The sequence below is a fragment of the Corallococcus terminator genome (assembly GCF_003611635.1).
Lineage (GTDB): Bacteria > Myxococcota > Myxococcia > Myxococcales > Myxococcaceae > Corallococcus > Corallococcus terminator.
In genome coordinates this window covers 1-22,456 of the sequence record NZ_RAVZ01000149.1, presented here as the reverse complement: position 1 = coordinate 22,456, position 22,456 = coordinate 1, and the positions used below count along the sequence as shown (strand labels likewise).

Sequence of the window (22,456 nt, the reverse complement as noted above, 5' to 3'; positions counted from 1 at the left end):
TGCCTGAAGGACGCCCGCCACCGGAGCCGCCACCCCATCCGCCGCCGTTCGTCTGATGAACGCCGCTGGAGTTGCCGCTGCCTGAAGGACGCCCGCCACCGGAGCCTCCACCCCAACCGCTGGAGCCGCTGCTGGACGGAGGACGCGCGCCGGAGCCGTTGCCGCCCGGAGGCGAACGGGGACCGGAGTTCCAGCCGCCGCCATTCGAAGGACGCCCACCCCCGGAGTTGCCACCGGACTGCTGGTGACGGCCACCGTTGCCGGGACGACCGTCATTGCGGCCGTTGTAGCGCGGACCCGGCGACGCATCATGCGAGCGGTAGCCACCGTAGTAGCCCGGACGCCCGTACCCGTAGCCATTCGGCCGGCCGTAGCTTCCCGGGCGGTAGCGATCATGGCGGTACCGGTTGTAGCCGTAGCCGTAGTAGCGCCACGACACGCCCGGATAGCGGTACCAGGTGCGCAGGAACGGGTTGGGACGACCGAAGGAGAAGGCGATGTGCGCGTGGCGGTACACCGGGACGATGACGCGGACCGAGCCGCGCGACGCCCAGCCGCCACCGATGAACACCCACGACGAACCCCGGTGGGTCCAGTGCGGTGACACGAACACGAGGCCCGGGCGCGGCGGCTCCATCCACGAGCCCTCCACCCATTCGTAGCCGTTGTTGCCCCAGTACCAGTAGCCCGGCGCCCACGTGTAGTCGGGGGCCGGCGCCGCGGACTGTACCTCCACGCGCAGGGGCGGAGGCGCCTGGGTGGCCGTCACATCCTCGCTGGCGACCTCCACGGGGATCTCCACGTCGTCGGACCCCTGCTGGGCCCAACCGCCGGAGATCCACCGCCACACGTCGCCGTCCTCGGCCCAGTAGCCGTTGACGTACTGGTAGCCGGGCATGCGCTCCACCCAGCCGCCGGACTTGAAGAGCCACTGGTCGCCATCCCAGTACCAGTGGCCGGACGTCCACACCGCGCCTGCGTACGGCCGGGCGGTCGGCGTCTCGGAGGGCATGTCAGGGGGGGCGGTCGGCGCGATGGGCCCGGACTCGTCCGCGTTGGGCTGCTCGACGTACGCATCATCCCCCCAGTCGTCCGCGGCGACCGGTGCGGTCTGCGCGTACGCCCCCTGGGAGGCCAGGCCGACAATCAAACAGACCAACCATCGAGAACTCATGACTTCGTCTCCGATCTCCAGACCCCGGAGGGGACGCGGGTCTTCCCCTATTTATTCATCTTCTGGACGCGTGGCCTGGATTCCGGTGCGACACTGCTACAGTCCCGACGGACGCGAATGCTGCGCCGACTCCTCCCCACATTGCTGGCCCTGGGTTGTGGACTGCTGGCCCTCGGATGGGGGCTGGTGACCCTCCAGCGCATCTTCATGCAGGAGCGCGAGGACGCCCGCGCCCAGGTGCATTCCCGCAGCGCGGCCCTGGAGCTGCTCGCGGCGGAGGCGCTGCGCACCGCGCTGGATCAACGGATGAAGGAGCACCTGCCCGCGCTGAACGCGGCCATGGGGGATCCGCTCCAGCCCGCCGAGGGCTACTACCTGCTGTTTCGCGGCCACCAGTTCCTGCCCCGCGTGGACTGGCCCCGGGACGGCATGGCCACCCCCGCGAAGGACGCCTACGAGAAGCTGGTGCAGGCCCTGGAGGACGGCGAAGCCCCGACCCCCTGGCAGGAGCGGCTGGCGCGGCTGCGCGCGGTGGATGCCGCGATGGCCACCCAAAGCGACGCGCGCATCAGCGCGGCGGTGGAGGCGCTGCTGCGCTACCACGCGGCGCATCCCCTGCCGACCGACCAGGAGCTGCCCTTCATGCTCATCGCGGTGGAGCACCTGCGACGCGGGGAGGAGACCCCGCCGCTGATCCGCGCGTTGGTGGGCGAGGGCCTCGCGGAAGAGCTGGGCGGCATGGCCCGGGGCGCGGGCCTGCAACGGGACCTCTTGCGCGCGCGCCCCAAGCTCACCCGGGGCGACTTCGACTTCCTCCAGGAGCGCATCGTGGCGCTGAGCCTCGAGCTGGGGGAACCCAGCGACGCGTTCCAGGCCCGCGTGCGGGAAGCCGGCGCCGGCGCGCTGGTGTTCCCGGACTCCCTGCGGGGGCCGTCGCTCATCGGCGAGCAGTGGTACGTGGAGCCGGGGGCCGAACAGGTGCGGGGGCTGGCCGTGGACATGACCGGGCTGCTCGCGGACCTGACGAAGGACCTGCGCGCGCGCGGCCTGCTCCTGAGGGACAGCCAGGTGCGCCTGCGGCCCGCGGACGTGGTGCGGCCCATGTCGGAGCCCGGGCTGGAGGTGGCCATGCCCGGCTGGGCGGCGGCGGAGACGAACATCGAGGCGCGCTACGGCCTGAAGACGCTGCTGGTGGCGGTGTGCGGCGCGCTCGCGTCCGCCATCGCGGCGCTGGCGGTGGTGGCCCAGCAGCGCAAGTACCGCTTCGTGGAGCTGAAGAGCGACTTCGTCTCCACCGTCTCCCACGAGCTGCGCACGCCCCTGGCATCCATCCGCCTGCTGGGCGAGACGCTGGAGCGCAGGCTGGGCAGGAGTCCCGAGGCCGGGGACTACCCCACCCGCATCGTGCGCGCGGCGGAGGGGCTCCACTTCCTGGTGGAGAACATCCTGTCGTTCAACCGCATCGACAAGGGACGGTGGGCCCTGCGGCCTTCGCGCGTGCGGCTGGAAGAGGCGGTGGGCACGCTGCGCGATGACTTGCTGGACGCGGTGCAGGTGCCGGTGGAGCTGCGCTCGGAGGTGGACGACGTGGAGCTGGACGCGGATGCGTCGCTCGTGCGGATGCTGTTCGCCAACCTGGGCCGCAACGCGTGTCTGTACAACCAGCGCAGCCCGGTGGTGCTCACCGTGCGCGCGTACCCCCAGCCAGGCTTTGGCGCCACGGTGCTCTTCAGCGACAACGGCGTGGGCATCCCGCCGGAGGAGTGGGAGCGCGTCTTCGACGACTTCTACCGGCTGACGACGACCGGTCCGGAAGTGCACGGCAGTGGCCTGGGGCTCGCGCTGTGCCGCAGAATCATGGGCCTGCACCAGGGCAGCATCCAGATCGCCTCCTCCAGCCCGGAAGGCACCACCTTCGCGCTGACCTTTCCCGAGACGCGCCGATGACGACGACGCAGCCCCCCTCCTCCACCCGCCCCTCCATCCTCATCGTCGAGGATGACGCCAACCTGCGCCTGGGCCTGCGCGACAACCTGCGCGACGAGGGCTACGACGTGACGGACGCCGCGTCGGCGAAGGACGCGGGGCCGCTGCTCCAGGGTCGCGCGTTCGACCTGCTCATCCTGGACGTGATGCTGCCGGGCGAGGACGGCTACAGCCTCTGTCGCCGGCTGCGCTCCGAAGGCGTCAAGAGCATGGTGATGATGCTCACCGCGCGCTCGCTGGAGGACGACCTGGTGCGCGGCTTCGAGGCGGGCGCGCAGGACTACCTCACCAAGCCCTACCGGCTCCGGGAGCTGCTCGCGCGCGTGCGGGCGCTGGTGCGCAGGGCCGGCACGGCGCCGCCGCAGGTGATGACGTTTGGCGCCTTCACGTTGGACCTGGGCCGCAGGGCGGTGCTGCGCCCGGACGGCAGCGAGGTGGACCTGACGCGCACGGAGTTCGACCTGCTGGCGTTCCTCTTGCGCCACCGGGACCGCGCCCTGCCCCGGGGCGAAATCCTGGACGCGGTGTGGGGCCGCGACGTCATCGTGGATCCGCGCACGGTGGACAACTTCGTGTCCAACCTGAAGAAGAAGCTCGGGTGGACGAGCGTGTCCGGCTTCACCATCCACACGCTGCGCGGCGTGGGCTACCGCATGGAGGTCCCGGGCGCCTCCCCCTCATGACACAACCATGACGAACACATGGAGCCCTGGCGGCCCTTCGGGGGGCGCGACTCCGTAGGTTGCTTCTTGTGGGGACGGGACGCCTGGAGCGTTCGCCCCAACCAGGAGGCGGGCAGATGTTTGAGTCGGTCATCGAACGGCGGGGGTTGCGCTCGGAACGGTTCGGTACGGGCGCATGGTTGTCCATCGGCGTGCACGCGGGACTCCTGGGCCTGGTGGTCTTCATCTCCGGCCGTCAGCTGGAGGAGCCCATCAAGGATGAGCCGGTGGTCGTCTTCCGGCAGCCCGCCATCCGCAAGGGCGTGCAGCATGCCACGCAGCCGAAGCCGGCTGCCGTTACCCCGGTGGCCCCGAAGCCCAAGCCGCGCGCCGACCGCATCCCTCGCAACCCGAAGCCGATGCCCACCACCCTGCCGGAACCGAAGCCGGATCCGGAGCCGACGACGGTCGCGACCGCGACGACCACGGACCCCACGGAGGGGCCGGGCTCCGATGAGCCGGTGGGTCACCCGGACGGGGATCCGGACAGCACCAGTCCCATCGGTCTCCCCTACGTGCCGAACATCCCGCCCCAGGAAGCCACCGGCACGCAGGTGCTCGCCTTCGGCAGCGGCATGTCTCCCCCGGTGATGAGGAGCGGGGCGCCGCTCGGCTACACGCGAGAGGCGCAGTTGGCGGGGGTGGAAGGCACGATCGTCGCGAAGTGCGTCATCACCGAGGAAGGGCGTGTGCGCGACTGCCGCATCCTCAAGGGCCTGCCGCACATGAATGACGCCGTGCTGTCCGCGCTCTCCTCGCGGCAGTATCAGCCGCTGATGTTCCAGGGCCGCCCGGTGAACGTGTCGTACACGTTCAACATCAACCTCAAGATGCCCCGGTAGGCCCCGGGTGTCCGCCAGTGAAAGCGCCTGGACGCCTGCCCCCTGGGGTCAGGGGAAAAGGTTCGCGGTGGGAAAGCGCGCCCGTTAGGAACATCCCGTCGCGCCTGGCCATGTGCGCGATACCGGCACCGGATGGAGCGGGCCTCCCCCGGCCCGCTTCCGGTGCCGGTCCTTTTTCTCAAGCGATGTCGGACACCTGGTACGACGCGGTGGTGGTGGGCGCGGGCTTTGGTGGACTGGCCACCGCGCTGGAGTTGTGCCGCCGGGGCGCGCGCGTGGCGCTCTGCGAAGGGCTCAACTATCCGGGCGGCTGTGCGAGCACCTTCCGCCGGGGAGGCTACGGCTTCGAATCCGGCGCCACGCTGTTCTCCGGCTTCGATGCGCATCAGCTCTTCGGCCGGTGGATCCGCGAGCATTCGCTGGATGTCACGGTGGACTGGTTGGATCCGCTGGTGGAGATGCGCGCGCCGGGGCTGCGGCTGCCGGTGCATCGGGACCGCGCGCGGCTCATCGATGCGTTCTGCTCGATGCCGGGCGCGCCGGTGGAGGCACTGCGGCGCTTCTTCGAACTCCAGGCGAGGGCGGCCGACGCGCTGTGGCCGCTGTTCGACGACCCGGACCTGCTGCCTCCGTTGAACGTGACGTCCCTGCTGCGGCACGCGGGACGCGCGTGGACGTATGCGCCGCTGACGCGCTGGCTGGGTCGGCCGCTGGGCGCGGTGCTGAAACACCACGGGCTCCAGCACTTCACGCCGCTGCGCATCTACCTGGACGCGCTCTGTCAAATCACCGTGCAGTGTTCCGCCGAGGAAGCGGAGGCGCCCTTCGCGTTCGCGGCGATGGACTACTACTGGCGCGGCACGGGGCACGTGCGAGGAGGCATTGGTCGGTTGGCGACGGCGCTCGCGAAGGCGATCCAGGCCCGAGGCGGCGACGTGCTGATGGCCAACCGCGTGCGCGCGTTGACGCCCGTGGACGGAGGCTGGCGGGTGACGGCGCGGCGGGGCGAACTGCTCGCGCGCCACGTGGTGGCCAACGTGCTGCCGCAGGGTCTGCGCTCGCTGCTGGACGTGCCCGTGGGACGCCTTCCCCGCGTGGATGCGCTCGCCGAACGCGTGGCGGGGGGATGGGGCGCGGCGATGTTGTACCTCGTGGTGCGTGCGCCCGAGGGGGACTCGGGGAGCGCGTGCCACCTGGAGCTGGTGCGGGAGCCGGGCTCGGCCTTCATCGAGGGCAACCACCTGTTCGCCTCGGTGAGCGGGGTGGCGGACGAAGGGCGCGCGCGGCCGGGACAGCGGACGGTGACGGTGTCCACGCACGTGCCCTTGAAGAAGCTCGCGGCCTTGTCGCCGGAAGCACAGGCGCCCTACTTCACCGAACTCCATGCGCGGATGCGCGAGGGCCTGGAGGCCATGGCCCCGGAGTGGATGGGCCACGTGGTGCACGTCATGACGGGCTCGCCGCGCACGTTCCAGCGCTACACGCTGCGGGAAGCCGGCGCGGTGGGCGGCGTGCCCCGGCGCGCGGGCCTGGACAACTACCGGCTGCTGGGGCCGTTCCAGGCTCAGCGGGGCCTGTGGCTCGTGGGGGATTCGGTGTTCCCGGGCCAGAGCACCCTGGCCACGGCGGTGGGTGGAGTGCGCACGGCGGCGAGCATCGCGGCGACGCGTTGAGGCACGGCCCTACCCCATCGCCGCCGTGTCTCCGGCGCTCGGCGGCACCGTGCGCGCGGTCGTCGCCAACTCCGACAGGATGCGCACGGCCTCCCTCGCGGCGTCTTCCGGACGGACGCTGGTGTCGGAGATACCGGCGATGAGCCGCGTGCGGTCATGGTCCACCGCGCCCTGCCGCGCCCAGGTGCTCGCGGCGGGCGCCGTGAGATACGCGGAGTAGGCGTGATGTCCCGAACCGGGGCGCTCACCAATCACGTGCACCAGGGCACGGGGCCGTGCATCGCCTTCGTCACCGAACAACAGCCGCCCCACCTGATAGCCCGCACGCACCCGGCCGTGCTTCACCACCAGCACCTCGGAGGCCACGCTCCAGCCCTGCGCGCCCAGCTCCGCGCGCAGCGTGTCCAGGAACGGCGACAGGTGCCCTGCGTCCATCAACGACCGGGGATCCAATCCGTCCGACACGACGATCTGCGCGTCCCACCGTCCCCCGTGCCGCTCGCGCAGCTTCCGCACCGCGGCCTCTGAATCCCCGTCCAGGGATTCGCCCGACGGCGGGTGCAGGATGTAGTCGCGTCGATCCTCGGAGCACGTCCGCAACCGCACCGCCCCGGGCAGGGACTCCACCGTCGCATCGGACAGCTCCGACCACAGCCCCACCTTGGCGTCTTCGTACAACCGGCGCAGGTCCTGCTCCAGCGCGGGCTCCAGCGTCCACGGCTCCTTGCCATGCCCCACCGCCAGCGGCACGCCCCGGGCGCGCACCCTCGCCATCTGCACTTCCGCCTCCGTCCGGAGCTCCACCTCCGGCCGCGTGTCCCCCAGGCGACGACGGTAGTGCACGTAGACGTGGCGCGGATCCCCGAAGTGCTGCGTGGGGCGGCCCTCCGCGTCGATGACGCCCAGGCCCTGGAAGAAGGCCCACATCCGGTCATCCACCTTCAGGCCGTACCGCTCGCGCAGCCGCACGTGGTCCTGGAAGGACGTGGTGAGGTAGCTGAGCATCGGATCATTCCGCGTGGGCAGCGCCATCAGGTACGCGGGCCCTGCTTCCGCGAGCTGCTCCTGGCACCAGCCCAGGTCATCCAGCGTCACGTCCATGTGCAGCGTGGAGCACACGTCCAGGCCCAGCGTGAGGCCGTGCAGCTTGCCCATCACGATGTCTTCCAGGCAGCAGCGCACCAGTTGCTCGCGCGTGCGGAACACCTCCGGCCCGATGAAGCCCGCCACGTCGTTGACGTGCACCCAGGGCGCCGCGTCCCGGCCCGCGCTGCCCTGCGCCACGGCGACCCGGCGCTTGAGGGCCCGCGCGAAGCCGTACTTGCGCGACTCGTGGATGAGCATGTCCGTGCCGTGGTGGTGCCCGTTCGTCGCGTCCGCGCCCTGCCCCGTCTCGAAGTACAGGCCCCACCGCCCGGTGCGGGACGCCGCGTGCGCCACCATCTTCTCCAGCGTCACGTCGAAGGTGCGGTTGGCCGCTTCGTTCCCCCCGAGGCTCTGGAACCAGATGCCCGTGGTGCCCGGGTGCAGCGCCTCCACCTGCGCCTGCACGTCGATATGGGCCAGCACGCAGTGGGGCATCACGTCCGTCAACCCGAACGTCACCAGCACGTCGTGCAGCGCCGCCTCCACCGCCGCCACCGTCTTCGGATCCGACGACACGGGGTTCGTGCCCAACACCACGTCACCCACCGCGAAGGACCACCCGTTGAAGACCTGCCAGCGGATGTCCTCCGGATGATCCGTGGGCGAGTTGGGCTGCAACCGCGCGCCCAGATAGCCCCGAGCACCCACGCGGCTTCCCGGCAGCGGATGGAACACGCGCCCGCCCACGGCCTTGAGCTCCGCGTCGCTCATCAGCTTCACCACGCACGCGATGACGTCGCTGGGAAGCCCGTCGAGCACGTCGTGCACGGACGCCTCGTCCGCGGTGAGCAGGAAGTCCTTGAGCTGACCCAGCGTCCAGCCCGCCACGCGCCGCCAGCGCGCCGCGTCCCACGCCTCCAGGCTGAACACATGCAGCCGGTCCTCGAAGGGCGGGTGCGCGTGCACGTCGTCCAGCCGCGTGCGCGACAACAGGGTCCGGGCCCGCTGCCGAGAGACGTCGTCCGCCGCCGCGACCCCGATGGCCTGGTCGCCTTCCTTGAACGCGTTCGCCGCGCCCAGCACCTGCTGATACAGGCGCGCATCGAAGGCACCGTGTTGCCGCTGCACGAAGTCCAGCACGTCTTCTTCAGGGAGGACGTCGGGGAGGCTGACGCTCATGGGGCATCAGCTTTAACCGGCCGCGCCCTCCCGCCACCATCCCCCCAGGGCGCTGTCGCCTGCGCGACGCCCGGATGCCTGCTGTTCCAGAAGCTTGCTGCTGCAATCGTCAGGTGGCTTCCGGTGCTTCGGCATCGAGGGGTCCCTCATCCGCCATCCGTGCCCGGTGCGCAGCCTGGAGGTGGGCGCCATGTGCTCAGGTCTTCCACCAGGGTGTCCTGCACATGGGCCACGCCGTTGGGTGCGTCGTGTCCGTTGACGGAGGGCTCGCGCGTGAAGGCCATCATCCGGGAGGGGACCGGCTGACGTGGGCAGCCTTCCTGGAAGGTGGCCTCCGCGACTTCCAGCAGTTTGTTCGCGCGGTCTTCACCGACGGCCCAGGACCACGGATAGGTCCAGATGCCCGACCACGGTTCGGTGCCGCCCTCGGGGAACCAGCTCCAGTTCAGGTCCGTCTGTGCGGAGGAGCCAACGAAGGCCCCTCCCTGGGTTCCGCCTCTCCAGTTCGTCGCGGTCCACTCAATCCGGAAGCCCTTCGGCACGGGCGCGCGGAGGGCCTCCACCTGCACGTCGGACTCGACCTCCGGAGCCAGCAGCAGCATCCACGTCAGCTCCCGGAGCTTCTCTGGCTCCACGCGGCCCACCTTCACCTCGGCGCGGCGCGCGGCCTCCGTGCGAGCCACGTCCACCTTCCCTTCGGGCTGCAACTGGAGCCCCGAGCAACTGCGGGCTTTGTAGGCCGTGCCCGTCTCCAGATGGTACGCGTCCACCTGATCACAAAAGGTGTAGTGCCCCCGTCGTCCCCGCACCACCAGCCACCCATCCATCGGCGCGCGGATGCGCCCCAGGGGCAGCGCCCACTGGAGGGGCCGTGCTCCCGGGGCCTCGGACAGGCACTCACGCCAGGCCTTGTAGCGAAGCTTCGCGGGCTGCTTCCTCGCGCGCGCCTCGCACTCCGGAGGGCGGAGGTGCTCCTTCGCGTACTCCCGCAGCGGATCATCGCGCAGGGACTCCGGACGAAAGGCCTGATCCGCCCGCGCACGCCAGGGCCCGGTCTCCACGCCGCACGCGTCGCTCTTCGCCGGACAGGCCAGGGCCTCCAGCCGATGTCCCTTGGAATGCTCTCGCGTCAGCACCTTGCGAAGCTCCGGAGGGACGACCACCGTGTGGGGACCGGGCCGTCCCAGCTCCAGGTGGGTGGCGAAGAACGCCTTGCCGCCGTCGCGCCACCACGTCTTCAGCGCGAGCGCGGACACATCCTGTTCTCCGGCTTCGGGCTCCGCGACGGGCAGCCAGCTTCCTTCCTCGCGAGCCAGCGCGAAGCAGCGCAGGTCCCGCAGGGCGGTCATCGCGGGCCGCAACGGCGCCACCGTGTCGCCGTCGGCGAGGGCTTCCACCTGCTGGTCGAACGCGGCCAGTCCGTCACGCGCCTGGGCCCATCCGGGCGTGTCCGGAGCACACGGAAGGATGCGGGGCGCGGCCGACAACAGCCAGCCAAGTCCGGCCGACACCACGAAGGACAGGGACATGCCACGCATGGCAGCCCCTCCGCCCACCCGTCGTCAAGCCAGCCTCCCAGCGACCCGCGTCTCGGCGCACGACTCCGGGCCCGACGCGCTACTCGCCGAGCAATCCGGACCAGAAGCGCACCAACCGCAGCGCCTCCAGCGCGTCGACCTCCCGGTCCATCTCCGCGTGGGTGATGAGCGGCGTGGGGCGCAGGTGCACGCGCGTGAAGGGCTCCAGCGCGCGCGCCAGCAGCGTGGATTCAATCGCGGGGATGACCGAGTCGTCCGCCCCGTGCAGCAGGTACACCGGGGCGCGCGGCGGAGGCGAACGCTCCGGCGACAGCGACGGGTCCGCCGCGAAGTCCTTCACGAGGGGCAACAGCCGTGCACCCAACGCGGCCACGTCGCGCGTGTTCACCTGATGAAGCAGCGTGGCGGCGGGCTCCGGCAGCTCCGCCTCCAGCTTGCGCGCTTCCGCGAACCGGGCCTCGGCCTGCTTCCCATCCACCAGCGTCAAATGCGACGCGTGCAGGAAGGTGCGGACCCCGGCGCGCAGCGGCTCCACCTGTTCGGGAGGCACCAGCCGGTCCGCGGCGCTGAGCAGGATGACCACCACGCCGTAGTCGTGCGGCTTGCGGCGCACCCCGTCCGCCTGGACACCCGTGCACAGGAACGACAGCACGCGCGACAGCTCGCCGTGGCCTCCGAAGGACAGCACCGCGGCCACGTTGTCGCGCAGGGACGGCCGCCCCGCCGCGACGACGGACAGGCCCCCGGAGAAGCTGATGCCAAACAGGTCCAACTTCCCCTCGGGCGTCAGCGCCGACTGCGACAGCGCCCAGAGGGCCGTGTCCTCGATGACGTCCGTCAGGCGCGGGGTGATTTCGTAGCGCAGCAGGTCCGGCGGCTCCGGCGTGAGCACCGGCTGCCCCCCGGTGGCCAGGTCCCCCGCGAGCTTCACCAGCCGGGGCTCGTCGATGCCCGCCGCGTGCACCCCCGAGGTGAGCACGATGAGCCGGCCCTTGCGCTCCGCCGGCTGGTAGAGCCGCGCACGCACCGTCCCGTGGCGCGTGGGCACCTGGAGCTGCGACACCGTGAAGGGCACCGTGTCGAAACGGGCCACCGCTTCGGCCGTGGCCCCACGAAGCCCCGCCGCGCGCAGCATGAAGGCCGCCCCCCGCAGCTCCGGCGGCAGCAGGAAGACGAGCGCGAGCAGCAGGGCCGCCAGCGCGGCCACGAGCGTCCAACGGGTGCGGTGCTTCATTGCATCAAGGTTTCGACGAAGGAGCACAACTGGTCGCGCTCGAAGGGCTTCTCCAGCAGTTCCTTCGCGCGGCGGCCCAGGAACTCACGGGCCTGGGGGTTCACCCCGCCCGTCATCAGCCCGGTGCGCGGCGCCAGCTCCGGCGCCAGCCGCTCCAGCTCCACGAGGAAGTCCATGCCACTCATGCCCGGCATCATCAGGTCGCAGAGGATGGCATCGAACCGCTCTCCGTGGGACAGCCGCTTCAGGGCTTCGCGCGCGTCCTGGATGACGTGCACTTCGTAGAGGTTGCGCAGAAGCCGGCTCACCGCGCTGCCCACCGCCGGCTCATCGTCGATGAGCAGCAGGCGCCGCAGGTTCCTCGCCGCGCGCGCGGATGGGGGAGGACCGTTCGCCGGGGGCGCGAGGGCCACGGGCTTCGACGCTTCCGCCTGCGCCGTGAGCGCCGGCAGCTCCACGCGGAAGAGGCTGCCCTGGCCCTGCTCGCTGGCGACCTCGATGTGGCCGCCCATCGCATGCACCAGCGTGAGGCAGATGGACAGGCCCAGGCCCGTGCCTCCCTTCGGTGCACGCGTGGTGAAGAACGGGTCGAAGATGCGCTGGCGCACATCCGCCGGCATCCCGAGGCCGTTGTCCTCCACTTCAATCAACACGTGCCCTTCGCGGCCCGGACGCACGCGCAGCCGCAATTGGTTCTCCTCCGCGGGCCGCTCTCCGAAGGCCTGGAGCGCGTTGAGCAGCAGGTGCATGACGACCTGTCCCAGACGCCCCTCGTTGCCGAGCACCGCGGCCACCGGCTCCACTTCGCACGTCAGGCGCGCGCGGTGCTGAAGCTCGTCGTGCATCAGCTTGAGCGCGCCGTCCACCGCCCGCTTCACATCCACCGGGCCGTGGCTCTCCTCCTCCGCGCGGGAGAAGGTCCGCAGGTCGCGCACGATGGAGCGCACGCGCCCGGCGCCCTCCAGTGCTTCGGCCACCACCTGCCGCAGCTCCTCCAACTGCTCCGCCGGCACCACCGGCTGCGCCACCCGCTCCCAGAGGTACGCCAGGTTGGACGTGACGTAGGAGAGCGGGTTGTTGATTTCATGCGCGACGCCCGCCGCCAGCGTGCCCACGGAGGTCATCCGCTCCGCCAGCCGCCGCTGCGTCTCCAGGCGGGAGCGCTCGGAGACATCGCGCACGAGCCCCACGACGAAGCGCTCCCCGTTGGGCAGCGTGTACGCGGCCCGTTGCGTGAACACTTCGCGAGAGCGGCCCTTCATGTCGGTGAAGCCGCCCTCGTCCTCCACCGTCTGGCCGGTGGTGAAGGCGCGCTCGTCCTGGCGCCAGGACAGCTCCGCCTCATGGGCCGGGAGGCCCGAGGGAGACACGTTGCCGCGCAGCACTTCGACGGGCTGCCCCACCAGCCGGCAGAAGGCGCTGTTGACCGCCACGTAGCGGTGTTCACGGTCCTTGATGAACAGCGGCTCCGGCACCGCGTCCAGCGCACCCTGGAAGATGTCGCGGGTGCGCCGCAGCGCCAGCGCATCCCCGTCCGCCGAACGCCGCCGCAGCGCCGAAATCCTCGCGCCCCAGAGCGTGCCGGGCGGCGCGACACACTCGTCCGCGCCCGCTTCGTTGAGGATCTCCGCCTCCACGCCGTCGCGCGACGTGAGCACCACCAGCCAGGTCCGCGTCGGCATCCGCCGGGCATGCACCCACTGGCAGCGGGACTTCACCGCCTCCAGGGGACCTCCCTGGTCCCACAGGATGATCAGCCCCCGGGGCAGGGGCTCGGGCAGCGTTTCAACGCGGAGCACCCGGCAGGCACGTCCCACCGCCGTGGCGCAAAGGTCGCGCTCCACGTCCTGGGCCACCGGGGCTGGGACCGCCACCAGCATTGCCTGCACCGCGTTGCTCCTCGCGCCCCGCGGTCCGTGACACCCGCGCCGCCAACCCGCATTGCAGCCCTCCAGGGCCAACCCGTCAACGAGGGGCCATGTGGACCGCTTGCAAACATTTTCAGGGTCTGGTGGGACTCAGACTTGCAGGGAGGCTCGCGCGACAACGCGGGGTCCTACCTTGCATGAGGACAGCAGCGAGCAACGGGCGCAGTGCACGGGCAGCGTCTTCGCCGGACAGGCCCCGCTCATCCCGTAGTGGCACAAAGCAAAGTCGTAACGGACGGGGTCCTCGGGATCAAGCGCGCGCAGGGACGCCGTCACTTCCTCGGCGGTGCGCCAGGTGAGGTCCGTTCGGCGCGTCAGTCCCAGGTGGAGCGCCATGCGGCCAATGTGCGTATCCAGCGGCACGAGCAGCACGGACGGAGGCACCTGCTTCCAGATGCCGAAATCCACTGGGTCGGGTCCTCGCACCATCCATCGCAGGTAGAGGTTGAGGCGCTTGGCGGCGCCCGGCCCCAGTGGCGAGGGCAACAGGTGGTGCAGGCCCCGCTCGGGGCCCATCGCGTCCCGGAGCGGTTCCATGGGCACGTCCCGGAGCGCGGCGGTGAAGGCCGCGAGCGCGCCGTGCAGCGTTCCAGCCGCCTTCCAGCCCTGGACGAAGAGCGCCTCCAGGCTGCCGTGCTCGCGCAGCGCGCGGCCCATGCCCAAGAGCAGCACGGCGAGGTCGGTGCCCACGTTGAAGCGGTACACGAAGCCCGTCAGCAGCGCCTTCGCCCCGGCCACGTCCAGCTTGCGCACGAAGGCCGCGGGGGACTTGCCCATCCGCTGGAGCAGCCCATCCACCTTCGGGCGGAACAGGTCCGCGCGCCCGTACGCCAGCGCCGCCGCGAGCAGCGCGCTGACCTCCACGTCGCGAGGGTCCTGGTAGCGATGGGGAAACTCCACCGGGTCGAACCCGATGCGGGCCCGGGCGTCGGTGGAAGCAAGAAAGGCGTCCAGGCGGGGGCGCAGCCTTTCGGCGGCCTGGGTGCTCAATCCGGTGTGCGCGCCACGGCGCTTCTTCATCTGTTGCGCTCCTCCGTCATCGGCGGGCGCGCGGCGGAAGGGGCCGCGCGCCCTTTCCTTCTTAACGGGTGAGCTCGCGCACCGCGTGGCCCAGCTCCGGGAGGATGAGGGCCTCCAGCGCCAGCCGCACCGCCTGCGGGGAGCCGGGGAGCGCGAAGAGGATCATCCCCTGGTAGGTGCCCGCCGTGGCGCGGGACATCATCGCGGGGCTGCCAATCTGCTGGTACGACAGCATCCGGAACAGCTCTCCGAAGCCGGGCAGCTCCTTCTCGAAGAGCGCGCGCAGGGTCTCCACCGTGCAGTCGCGCCGGCCAATGCCCGTGCCGCCCGTGAAGAGCACCGCGCGAGCCCCCGCCGCCTGCGCCTGCGCGAGCGCGCCCCGGATGGCCTCCGGATCATCCTTCACCACGGTGTGCCCGGCCACGGTGTGCCCGGCCGCGGACAGGCCCTCGCGCAGGTCCTTCCCGCTGCCGTCGTGCGCCGCGTCCCGGCTGTCCGAACACGTCACCACGAACGCGCTGACGTGCACCGGAGCGCGCGACTTGTGCTCCGCCGCCACCGCCGACCCTTCGTGCGAATGCCCGTGGTCATGGCCGTGCTCGTGCGAGTGGCCGTGGTCATGCGAGTGCCCGTGCTCATGGCCGTGCTCGTGCGAGTGGCCGTGGTCATGACCGTGGTCGTGGTCATGCGAATGCCCGTGGCCGTGCTCCTTGCCATGGTCATGCGGGTGGGAGTGGGAATGCCCATGACCGTGGTCATGGTCGTGATCGTGTGCGTCGTGTCCCATGGTGGACGCTCCTGAAGAAGGGCGAAGGGGGCGGGGCTGGAAGGGTCAGGCGTCGGGCAGGTCGACGACGAGCGTGCCGTCCTCGACCGCGAGTTGCACCGTGGGCTGGTCGTCACACACCCCGGGCGAGGTGGCGTTCTGACCGGTGTCCATGTCGAAGCCGACCTCGTGGCAGGGACAGACGACGGTGTTGCCCTCGATGCGACCGCCCGACAGCAGGCACCCGGCGTGGTTGCACCAGTCATCGAGGCCCTTGTACCGGCCTTGAATCTTCGCGATGCAGACATTGCGCTTGCCGACTTCGTAGCCGCGCATCTCCCTTTCGGCGAAGTCCGCTGGCCCCAGCTTTATCTTCGTCATTGCGTTCCTTTTTCCGCGTTCCTTTTCCCACAACCCGTCCGGGGCTGCATCCACCTTCCCCCGGCATTAATTTTCCGACCGTGACTTCCGACGTGACACCCTCCGCGGCCGTGCTCACCGACAAGGCGACCGTCGCCCAGGTCCTCCGGGACATGTCCCTGCTGCTTCAACTCCAGGGGGAGACGGGCTTCCGCGTCCGGGCCTACGACATCGCCGCGGACCGCATCGCGAACCTGCCGCAGGAGCTGGGCCCCATCGTCAGCGAGGGTCGCCTGCAGGACCTCCAGGGCATCGGGCCCGGGCTCGCCGAGAAGCTCTCCGAGCTGGTGAAGACCGGGCGCATGAGCGCCTTCGAGGAGCTGAAGGCCCGCTTTCCCGCCGGCCTCCTGGAGCTCATGAAGCTGCCGGACGTGGGCCCGAAGAAGGTCGCCGTCCTCTGGAAGGAACTCCAGGTGGGCAGCGTGGAGGACCTGGAGCGCGCCTGCCAGGAAGGTCGCGTGCGCGAGCTCAAGGGCTTTGGCGCCAAGAGCGAGACGAAGCTGCTGGACGGCATCGCCGTGTACCGACGCGCGAAGGGCGAGCGCAAGCTGCTGGGCGACGCGCTGCCCCTCGCGGAGCAACTGCTGGAGCTCATCCGCGCGGCCCCGGGCGTGGTGCGCGCAAGCCTGGGTGGCAGCGTGCGCCGCCGCGCGGAGACGGTGTCCGACGTGGACATCATCGCCTCCGCGCCGGAAGCCGGGCCGGTGCTGGACACCCTCGCCCACGCGCCGGGCGTGGCGACGGTGCTGGGCAAGGGCGACAGCAAGTGTTCGGTGCGGATGGTCGCGGGCGACCTCCAGGTGGACCTGCGGGTGCTGCCGGACGAGGACTTCGCCACCGCGCTGCACCACTTCACCGGCTCCAAGGGCCACCACATCCGGCTGCGCAACCTGGGGCACGAGCAGGGCCTGAAGATCTCCGAATGGGGCGTGCACCGCGAGGACGGCACCAAGGTCCCGGTCCCCGACGAGGCGACGCTGTACCGGCTGCTGGGCATGCAGGAGGTGCCACCGGAGTTGCGCGAGGACTCGGGCGAGGTGGAGGCGGCGAGGGCCGGGAAGCTGCCGGAGGACCTGGTGACGCTGGAGGATGTGCAGGGCGCGGTGCATGCGCACAGCACCTGGTCCGACGGACGCAATTCGTTGGAGGAGATGGCGCGGGCGGCGCAGGCCCTGGGCCTCAAGTACCTGACCATCACCGAGCACAGCGAGGCGGCCATCTACGCGGGCGGCCTCAAGGTGGATGACCTCAAGCGGCAGTGGGAGGAGATCGACCGCGTGAACGCGGCGGTGCCCGGCCTGCGGCTGCTCAAGGGCATCGAGGTGGACATCCTGGAGACCGGCGCGCTCGACTACGCGGACAGCGTGCTGGAGCAGTTGGAGGTCGTCATCGCCTCCATCCACGTGCGCCACTCCATGGACGAGGACCAGATGACGCGCCGGGTGCTGGCCGCGCTGGACAATCCGCACATGCACATCCTGGGGCACCCCACCGGGCGCCTCATCCAGAGCCGGGAGCCGTACCCCCTGCGCATGGAGGAGATCCTGGAGCGCGCCGCCCAACGGGGCGTGGCGGTGGAGGTCAACGGCAAGCCGCAGCGGCTGGATTTGAAGGCCGAGTACGTGCGACAGGCCGTTTCGCTCGGGGTGAAGCTGGTGGTGAGCTGCGACGCGCACCGGCAGGAGGACCTGCGCAACCTGTCCTACGCGGTGTCCACCGCGCGCCGGGGCTGGGCGAGGAAGAAGGACATCCTCAACACCCGGCCCGCGGCCAGCTTCCTCGCCGCCCTGCGAGAGCGCTGATAGGCTCGCGGGTGCGCTGATGTTCCGCCCGCTCCTCTTCGTCCTCGCCCTGCTCCTGCTCCTCGTCACGCCCACCCGGGCCGGCGCGGAGGCCCGTCCGTCGCGCGCCGACCTCCAGCGCGTGCTCGAACTGCATGCCCGCTCCGTGGTGCGCGTGCGCGGTCCCCAGCACGCGGGCCCCGGCATCATCGTGGGCGCGGACGGACAGGTCCTCACCGCCGTGGCGCACGTGGGCCCCCAGTCCGCCCAGGTGGTGCACGCCGGCAATGCGCTGACGGCGCGCGTGGTGCTCTCCAGCACCGTGCTCCTGGTCGCGGTGGTGGCGGGCCCCCAGGGCGTCTGGCCCGCCGCGCCGGTGCGACTGGTGCCGGAAGGGCTCGCGGGCCACTGGGTCGTGGGCGTGACGCCCGGAGGCGGAGGCAAGGGCAGTGCCCGGAGGGACACGCCGCGTGCCGCGAAGGCGAAGGCTGCTCCCGCGCCCTTCTTCGACGTGCCCCTGACGCTCGCGCCGGGCAGCCCCCTGTACGACGGGGACGGGCGGCTGGTGGCCGTCGTCGTCGAGCGCCGGGGCAGGAGCGTCCGGGCGCTGCCCCTGAGCGCGGTGAAGGCGGAGCTCGCGTCGGCGGAAGCGCCATGAGCCGGCCTCCAGGGCCACCGTTCCGGGTGAGCGCGGTGCAGGAAGCGGTGGGCCTCTGGGCCCTGGGCTTCCTGGGCATCGTGGGCGCGTTCCTCCTGGCTGGCGGCACCAGCGTGCCCAAGCTGGTGGCGACGGTGGGCTTTCTCTACCTGCCGCTCATCCCCATGCGCTGGCGCGACGAGGACTACCGCGACTACGGCCTCACCCTGCGCGCGTGGAAGCAGGACGTGCGGCTGTTCATCCTCCTGTCGCTCATCGTGGGGCCGCTGTTCTTCGTGGGCTTCGCGGCCTTCGTACAGGTGGTGCCGCACCTGCCGCCCGCGATTGCGCAGCACCTGACGCCCACCATCGGCGCGGGCCACTTCCAGCCGCGCCTGCCCCCGCGCTTCGGCGAGTGGATCATCGATCAGCTCTTCGTCGTGGCCCTGCCGGAGGAGTTCTTCTACCGGGGCTATGTGCAGGCCCGGCTGCGCGATGCGTGGCCCCAGGGCCGCGTGGTGCTGGGCGGCCGGCTGGGCAAGGCGTTCTGGGTGACGGCGCTGCTCTTCGCACTGGGCCACCTGGCCATCTTCCAGACGTGGCGGCTGGCGGTGTTCTTCCCTGCCCTGCTCTTCGGCTGGATGCGCGAGCGCACCGGCACCATCGTCGGCTGCGCCCTCTTCCACGCCGCGTGCAACCTCTACGTGCGCTTCCTGGAAGTGTCCTTCTTCGGCGGTCCCTGAGGACTGCCCGGCGCGGGCGGCCTGGCTCAGGCAGGTGGCAGGTGCTGGACCTGAAGGTCGGTCCCCACCACCAGCGTCGTCCCCTGAGACAGCTCCACCCAGCCCTGTGTGCGGGTGACGTGGCTGGCCACCACCACCGTGCGACGGCGCCGGTGCGCGCCCACCGCGGGCTGCGTCTCCGGCGTGTTCGCGTCCACGCCGCAGTGCGCGCACTCCGCGCTGCCCTCCAGGCGCGTGTAGTACATCGGCGATTCGCCGCAGCGGGTGGCCAGGAGCACCCCGCCGTTGGTGGCCACCAGGTTCAGCGGCGGCGTGCGCACCTGCCCCGCCTCCACGAGCGCGGCCTCCACCTCGCGCACCGTGTCGCGCAGCAGGCGGCCCGCGACGGCCGGCTCCAGGCGTGGATCATCCGTGCGGCCCGAGTCGCGCAGGCGCGTGAGGAACAGGGCGAAGAGCACCTCGCTGTCGGTGGCGCCCCGCACCTGCCGCTGGAGGTGCTCCGGCACGCGTGCCAGCAACGGAGCACGCAGGGGCGCGAAGTCCGGCAGCGGTTCCTGGTGGGCGAACAACCAGTGGCGGGCCCGGAAGGGCTGGGTGTTCTCCTCGGGCGACCGGCCGGGCGGCAGGCGGCCTGCGTGGAAGAGCACCGCTTCCGACTCGTGCGGTGGCCCCAGGTCGTCCAGGGTGACGTCCGTGCCCGGGGCCAGCCGGCGAAGCAGGACCTCCTCCTGGGCATAGGAGCCCACGCCCAGGGCATTGGTGTGCGCGTCCGGGCGCAGGACGACCTGCTGGGTGAGACGGTGCAGCTCGCACCGCAGGAGATTGGGATCCGACGACAACGCGGCGAGAATCGCGGACATGCGCTGTACCCCCCTTCCCCTCAAGGGATAAGGCCGTGACGGGCGTGATTCAGCGCCGCCCCCCTGCTCCCCTGCTCTGGCGCTAAGCCCTTGAAATGGCTGGCGTTTGGCCTTTCTCAGAATTGACACGTCACACCGTGGGGCCTAACCTCGGTCCGCTTCTCGGCAGCTCCCCCCCAGAGGGACCGGGGTGCAGGTCTTCACCGGAGACGGAATGGCGGACGACATCGCAATCGGCATCGACCTGGGCACGTCGTATTCGTGCGTGTCCGTCGTCCACGAAGGCCAGCCCACGGTCATCCCCAACGAGTGGGGTGAGACGACGCATGCCTCGTGCGTGTCCTTCCTGGAGGAAGGGTCCGTGCTGGTGGGCAACGCGGCGAAGAAGAACATCATCACCAGCCCCGAGAACACGGTGTACTCGGCCAAGCGGCTCATCGGCCGCTACTACTTCTCCGACGAGGTGAAGAAGGCGCAGGCGGTGATGCCGTACCGCATCGTCGAGGGCGAGAACAACTCGGTGCGCATCGGGGTCCGCGATCGCAGCTACTCGCTGCCGGAGATTTCGGCGCTGGTGCTCAAGGAGATGAAGGCCGTCGCGGAGACGTACCTGGGCCGCGAGGTGACCAAGGCCGTCGTCACGGTCCCGGCGTACTTCAACGACAACCAGCGTCAGGCGACGAAGGACGCGGGTCGCATCGCGGGGCTGGAGGTGCTGCGCATCATCAACGAGCCCACCGCCGCTGCGCTCGCGTATGGCTTTGGCCGGGACGTCAACCAGCGCGTCGTCGTGTACGACCTGGGCGGCGGCACCTTCGACGTGTCCATCCTGGAGATTGGCAAGGACGTCTTCGAGGTGCTCGCGACGGCGGGTGACACATACCTGGGCGGCGACGACTTCGACGACCGCATCATGACGTGGATGGCGGACGACTTCCTGGCGCGCACGCGGCTGGACCTGCGGCAGAACAAGTACTGCCTGCAGATGCTCAAGGACGCGGCGGAGAAGGCGAAGATCGACGTGGGCCAGAACGGCACGGCGGAAGTGCTCTGCCAGGGCATCTGCCAGGACGCCAACGGCAACGTGATGGACCTGCGCAACACGCTCAACCAGGACCAGTTCAACCGGATGGTGATGGACCTGGTGCAGCGCACGTTCAAGGTCTGCGACGAAGCGCTCCAGAGCGCGCGCCTGACGGCGGCGGACATCGACGCGGTCATCCTGGTGGGCGGGCCCACGCGGCTGCCCATCATCCGCAACTCGGTGAAGCACTACTTCCAGAAGGATCCGCTGGAGGGCATCAACCCGGATCAGGTCGTGGCCATGGGCGCGGCGCTCCAGTCGCACGCGCTCCTGGACAGCAAGACGGAAACGTTCCTGGTGGACGTCACGCCGCTGACGCTGCGGATTGGCACGGTGGGTGGGTACACCGAGAAGATCATCGACAAGAACACGCCGGTGCCCATCGACCGCTCGAAGACGTTCACCACCAGCCGCGACGGGCAGGAGAAGGTGAAGATCCGCGTGTACCAGGGCGAGTCCAACCGCGCCGAAGAGTGCGAGATGCTGGGCGAGTTCGAGTTCGCGGGCTTCCGCATCGGGTATCGCGGCGAGGTGAAGATCGAAGTGACGTTCGAGATCAACACGGACGGGCTGGTGAACGTGTCCGCGTGTGACGTGGAGACGGGCCAGAAGACGTCCACGTCGATCACGCTGTCGTCGGGCATGACGGAAGCGGACATCCAGCAGTCGATCCAGTCCAACCGCAACACGCGGCTCGCGGGCCACAACAGCAACGACCTGCCGGCCATGGCCAACTAGGCACCGCTGATGTCAGAGCCTTCTGATCCGACGTCCGGCGCACCGCCAGGGCCCTCGACGCCCGCGCCCCCCGCACGTCCAGCGACACCCGCGCTGCCCCGTCTGACGGCGGCCGTGCCCCCGTCCGTGGCGCCCGCGACCCGGGCTCCGAGCGGCGCGGTGCCAGCGGTTCCGCCGCGCGCGGCACCGGCGGCCACACGCGCCACGCCGCCGCCGGTGGCTCCGTCGGCTGCGTCCCCGTCGTCCGGAGGTATCCCGGCGGTGGCCCCGGCGACGGCGCGGCCTTCATCGGCCGGTGGAGTGGCGGCGGTGCCACCGCGTGCACCGACCGCGGGAGCGCCTCCGCGTGCGACGCCCGCGGGCCTCGCGCCCGTGGGTGCGGGAGGAGCACCGCCCCGTCAGACGCCTCCGGGCATCGCGCCTCTGGGTGTTGAAGGCGCCCCGCCGCGTCCGACGCCACCAGGCCTCGCGCCCGTGGGTGCGGGAGGAGCACCGCCCCGTCCGACGCCTCCGGGCATCGCGCCTCTGGGTGTTGAAGGCGCTCCTCCGCGTCCGACGCCTGCGGGCCTCGCGCCCGTGGGTGCGGGAGGAACACCGCCGCGTCCGCCGCCTCCGGGCATCGCGCCGATGACTTCCGCTCCGCGCTCGCCGCCACCGGGAGTTGCACCCGTGGGAGCCACGGCCGCGACGCGGCCCACCGTCCCTGGGATTCCGTCCGTGGGAGCGACACCGCCGCAGGTAGCGACCGCTTCCGTGCCGGCGCAAGCACGCCCCACCGCCAACGCCCTTCCCGCCGTCGGCGCAACGCCCCCGGCCCAGAGCGCGGCGGTTCCCGCGAACGCACGGCCCACGGTGAGCGCTCCGGCGGTCGGTGCACCGCCGCCTCAGGCCGAAGTGCTCCCTGTCGGCTCTCGCCCCACCGCCAACGCCCTTCCCGCCGTCAGCGCACCGCCCCCGGTCCAGAGCGCGGCGGTTCCCGCGAACGCACGGCCTACGGTGAGCGCACCCGCCGTCGGCGCACCGACTCCCGCCCAGAGCGCGGCGG

The 22,456-nt window shown here is 70.9% G+C and carries 17 protein-coding genes; 8 read left to right on the top strand and 9 right to left on the bottom strand.

The window, feature by feature from the left end; genetic code table 11:
- Positions 1–1,174: YXWGXW repeat-containing protein (locus tag D7V88_RS21355; protein ID WP_208726391.1), on the bottom strand; the 1,174-nt coding region annotated here is incomplete at its 3' end.
- 117 nt (positions 1,175–1,291) lie between these two features.
- On the opposite strand from D7V88_RS21355, the gene D7V88_RS21350 reads away from it, so the two are divergent.
- The 4 genes from D7V88_RS21350 (at position 1,292) to D7V88_RS21335 (ending at position 6,397) form a co-directional block, all read left to right on the top strand.
- Entirely contained in the window at positions 1,292–3,121 is a 1,830-nt protein-coding gene (locus tag D7V88_RS21350) for a sensor histidine kinase (RefSeq protein WP_120542498.1), read from the top strand.
- On the top strand, positions 3,118–3,843 hold the full coding sequence (locus tag D7V88_RS21345) for a response regulator transcription factor (RefSeq protein ID WP_120542497.1): 726 nt from the start codon (positions 3,118–3,120) through the stop codon (positions 3,841–3,843). Before D7V88_RS21350 ends, D7V88_RS21345 begins: the two co-directional genes overlap by 4 nt.
- A 116-nt stretch (positions 3,844–3,959) precedes the next feature.
- Positions 3,960–4,724, top strand: coding sequence for an energy transducer TonB (locus D7V88_RS21340; RefSeq protein WP_120542496.1), 765 nt, complete (start codon positions 3,960–3,962; stop codon positions 4,722–4,724).
- A gap of 185 nt (positions 4,725–4,909) precedes the next feature.
- Entirely contained in the window at positions 4,910–6,397 is a 1,488-nt protein-coding gene (locus tag D7V88_RS21335) for a phytoene desaturase family protein (RefSeq protein ID WP_120542495.1), read from the top strand.
- A gap of 9 nt (positions 6,398–6,406) precedes the next feature.
- On the opposite strand, the gene eutB is transcribed toward D7V88_RS21335, so the two are convergent.
- The 7 genes from eutB to D7V88_RS21295 all read right to left on the bottom strand — a co-directional run bounded on the left by eutB (position 6,407) and on the right by D7V88_RS21295 (position 15,529).
- Positions 6,407–8,662, bottom strand: a complete 2,256-nt coding sequence (eutB, locus tag D7V88_RS21330; RefSeq protein ID WP_120542494.1) for an ethanolamine ammonia-lyase subunit EutB — start codon at positions 8,660–8,662, stop codon at positions 6,407–6,409.
- Positions 8,663–8,808: 146 nt separating this feature from the next.
- Positions 8,809–10,200 (bottom strand): hypothetical protein, encoded by a 1,392-nt coding sequence (locus D7V88_RS21325; RefSeq protein WP_120542493.1) that lies wholly within the window; start codon positions 10,198–10,200, stop codon positions 8,809–8,811.
- A gap of 79 nt (positions 10,201–10,279) precedes the next feature.
- Positions 10,280–11,434: a hypothetical protein gene (locus D7V88_RS21320; protein WP_120542492.1), complete on the bottom strand. Its 1,155-nt coding sequence runs from the start codon at positions 11,432–11,434 to the stop codon at positions 10,280–10,282.
- Positions 11,431–13,314 (bottom strand): ATP-binding protein, encoded by a 1,884-nt coding sequence (locus tag D7V88_RS21315; RefSeq protein ID WP_120542491.1) that lies wholly within the window; start codon positions 13,312–13,314, stop codon positions 11,431–11,433. The genes D7V88_RS21320 and D7V88_RS21315 overlap by 4 nt, the downstream gene beginning before the upstream one ends.
- Positions 13,315–13,452: 138 nt before the next feature.
- Positions 13,453–14,382 carry a TIGR02757 family protein gene (locus D7V88_RS21310; protein WP_120542490.1) on the bottom strand — a complete coding sequence of 310 codons (930 nt, stop codon included), beginning with the start codon at positions 14,380–14,382 and terminating at the stop codon, positions 13,453–13,455.
- A 61-nt stretch (positions 14,383–14,443) separates the two neighbouring features.
- The gene (locus D7V88_RS21305) at positions 14,444–14,911 is read right to left on the bottom strand and encodes a MogA/MoaB family molybdenum cofactor biosynthesis protein (RefSeq protein ID WP_120542500.1); all 468 of its coding nucleotides are present in this window, start codon (positions 14,909–14,911) and stop codon (positions 14,444–14,446) included.
- A gap of 303 nt (positions 14,912–15,214) precedes the next feature.
- Positions 15,215–15,529: a Rieske (2Fe-2S) protein gene (locus D7V88_RS21295; protein ID WP_120542488.1), complete on the bottom strand. Its 315-nt coding sequence runs from the start codon at positions 15,527–15,529 to the stop codon at positions 15,215–15,217.
- A gap of 80 nt (positions 15,530–15,609) precedes the next feature.
- Here D7V88_RS21295 and polX point away from each other — a divergent pair, with 80 nt between their 5' ends.
- The 3 genes from polX to mrtX are packed head-to-tail and all read left to right on the top strand — an operon-like array spanning position 15,610 to position 18,729.
- On the top strand, positions 15,610–17,370 hold the full coding sequence (gene polX, locus D7V88_RS21290) for a DNA polymerase/3'-5' exonuclease PolX (protein WP_279636058.1): 1,761 nt from the start codon (positions 15,610–15,612) through the stop codon (positions 17,368–17,370).
- Between the two features lie 19 nt (positions 17,371–17,389).
- Entirely contained in the window at positions 17,390–18,007 is a 618-nt protein-coding gene (locus D7V88_RS21285; RefSeq protein WP_120542487.1) for an MXAN_2756 family trypsin-like serine endoprotease, read from the top strand.
- Complete coding sequence (mrtX, locus tag D7V88_RS21280) at positions 18,004–18,729, top strand: myxosortase MrtX (RefSeq protein ID WP_120542486.1); 726 nt, start codon at positions 18,004–18,006, stop codon at positions 18,727–18,729. The genes D7V88_RS21285 and mrtX overlap by 4 nt, the downstream gene beginning before the upstream one ends.
- Positions 18,730–18,755: 26 nt before the next feature.
- On the opposite strand, the gene D7V88_RS21275 is transcribed toward mrtX, so the two are convergent.
- Positions 18,756–19,589: a class II glutamine amidotransferase gene (locus D7V88_RS21275; RefSeq protein ID WP_120542485.1), complete on the bottom strand. Its 834-nt coding sequence runs from the start codon at positions 19,587–19,589 to the stop codon at positions 18,756–18,758.
- 214 nt (positions 19,590–19,803) lie between these two features.
- On the opposite strand from D7V88_RS21275, the gene dnaK reads away from it, so the two are divergent.
- Complete coding sequence (gene dnaK, locus D7V88_RS21270; protein WP_120542484.1) at positions 19,804–21,411, top strand: molecular chaperone DnaK; 1,608 nt, start codon at positions 19,804–19,806, stop codon at positions 21,409–21,411.
- The last annotated feature ends 1,045 nt before the right edge of the window (positions 21,412–22,456 follow it).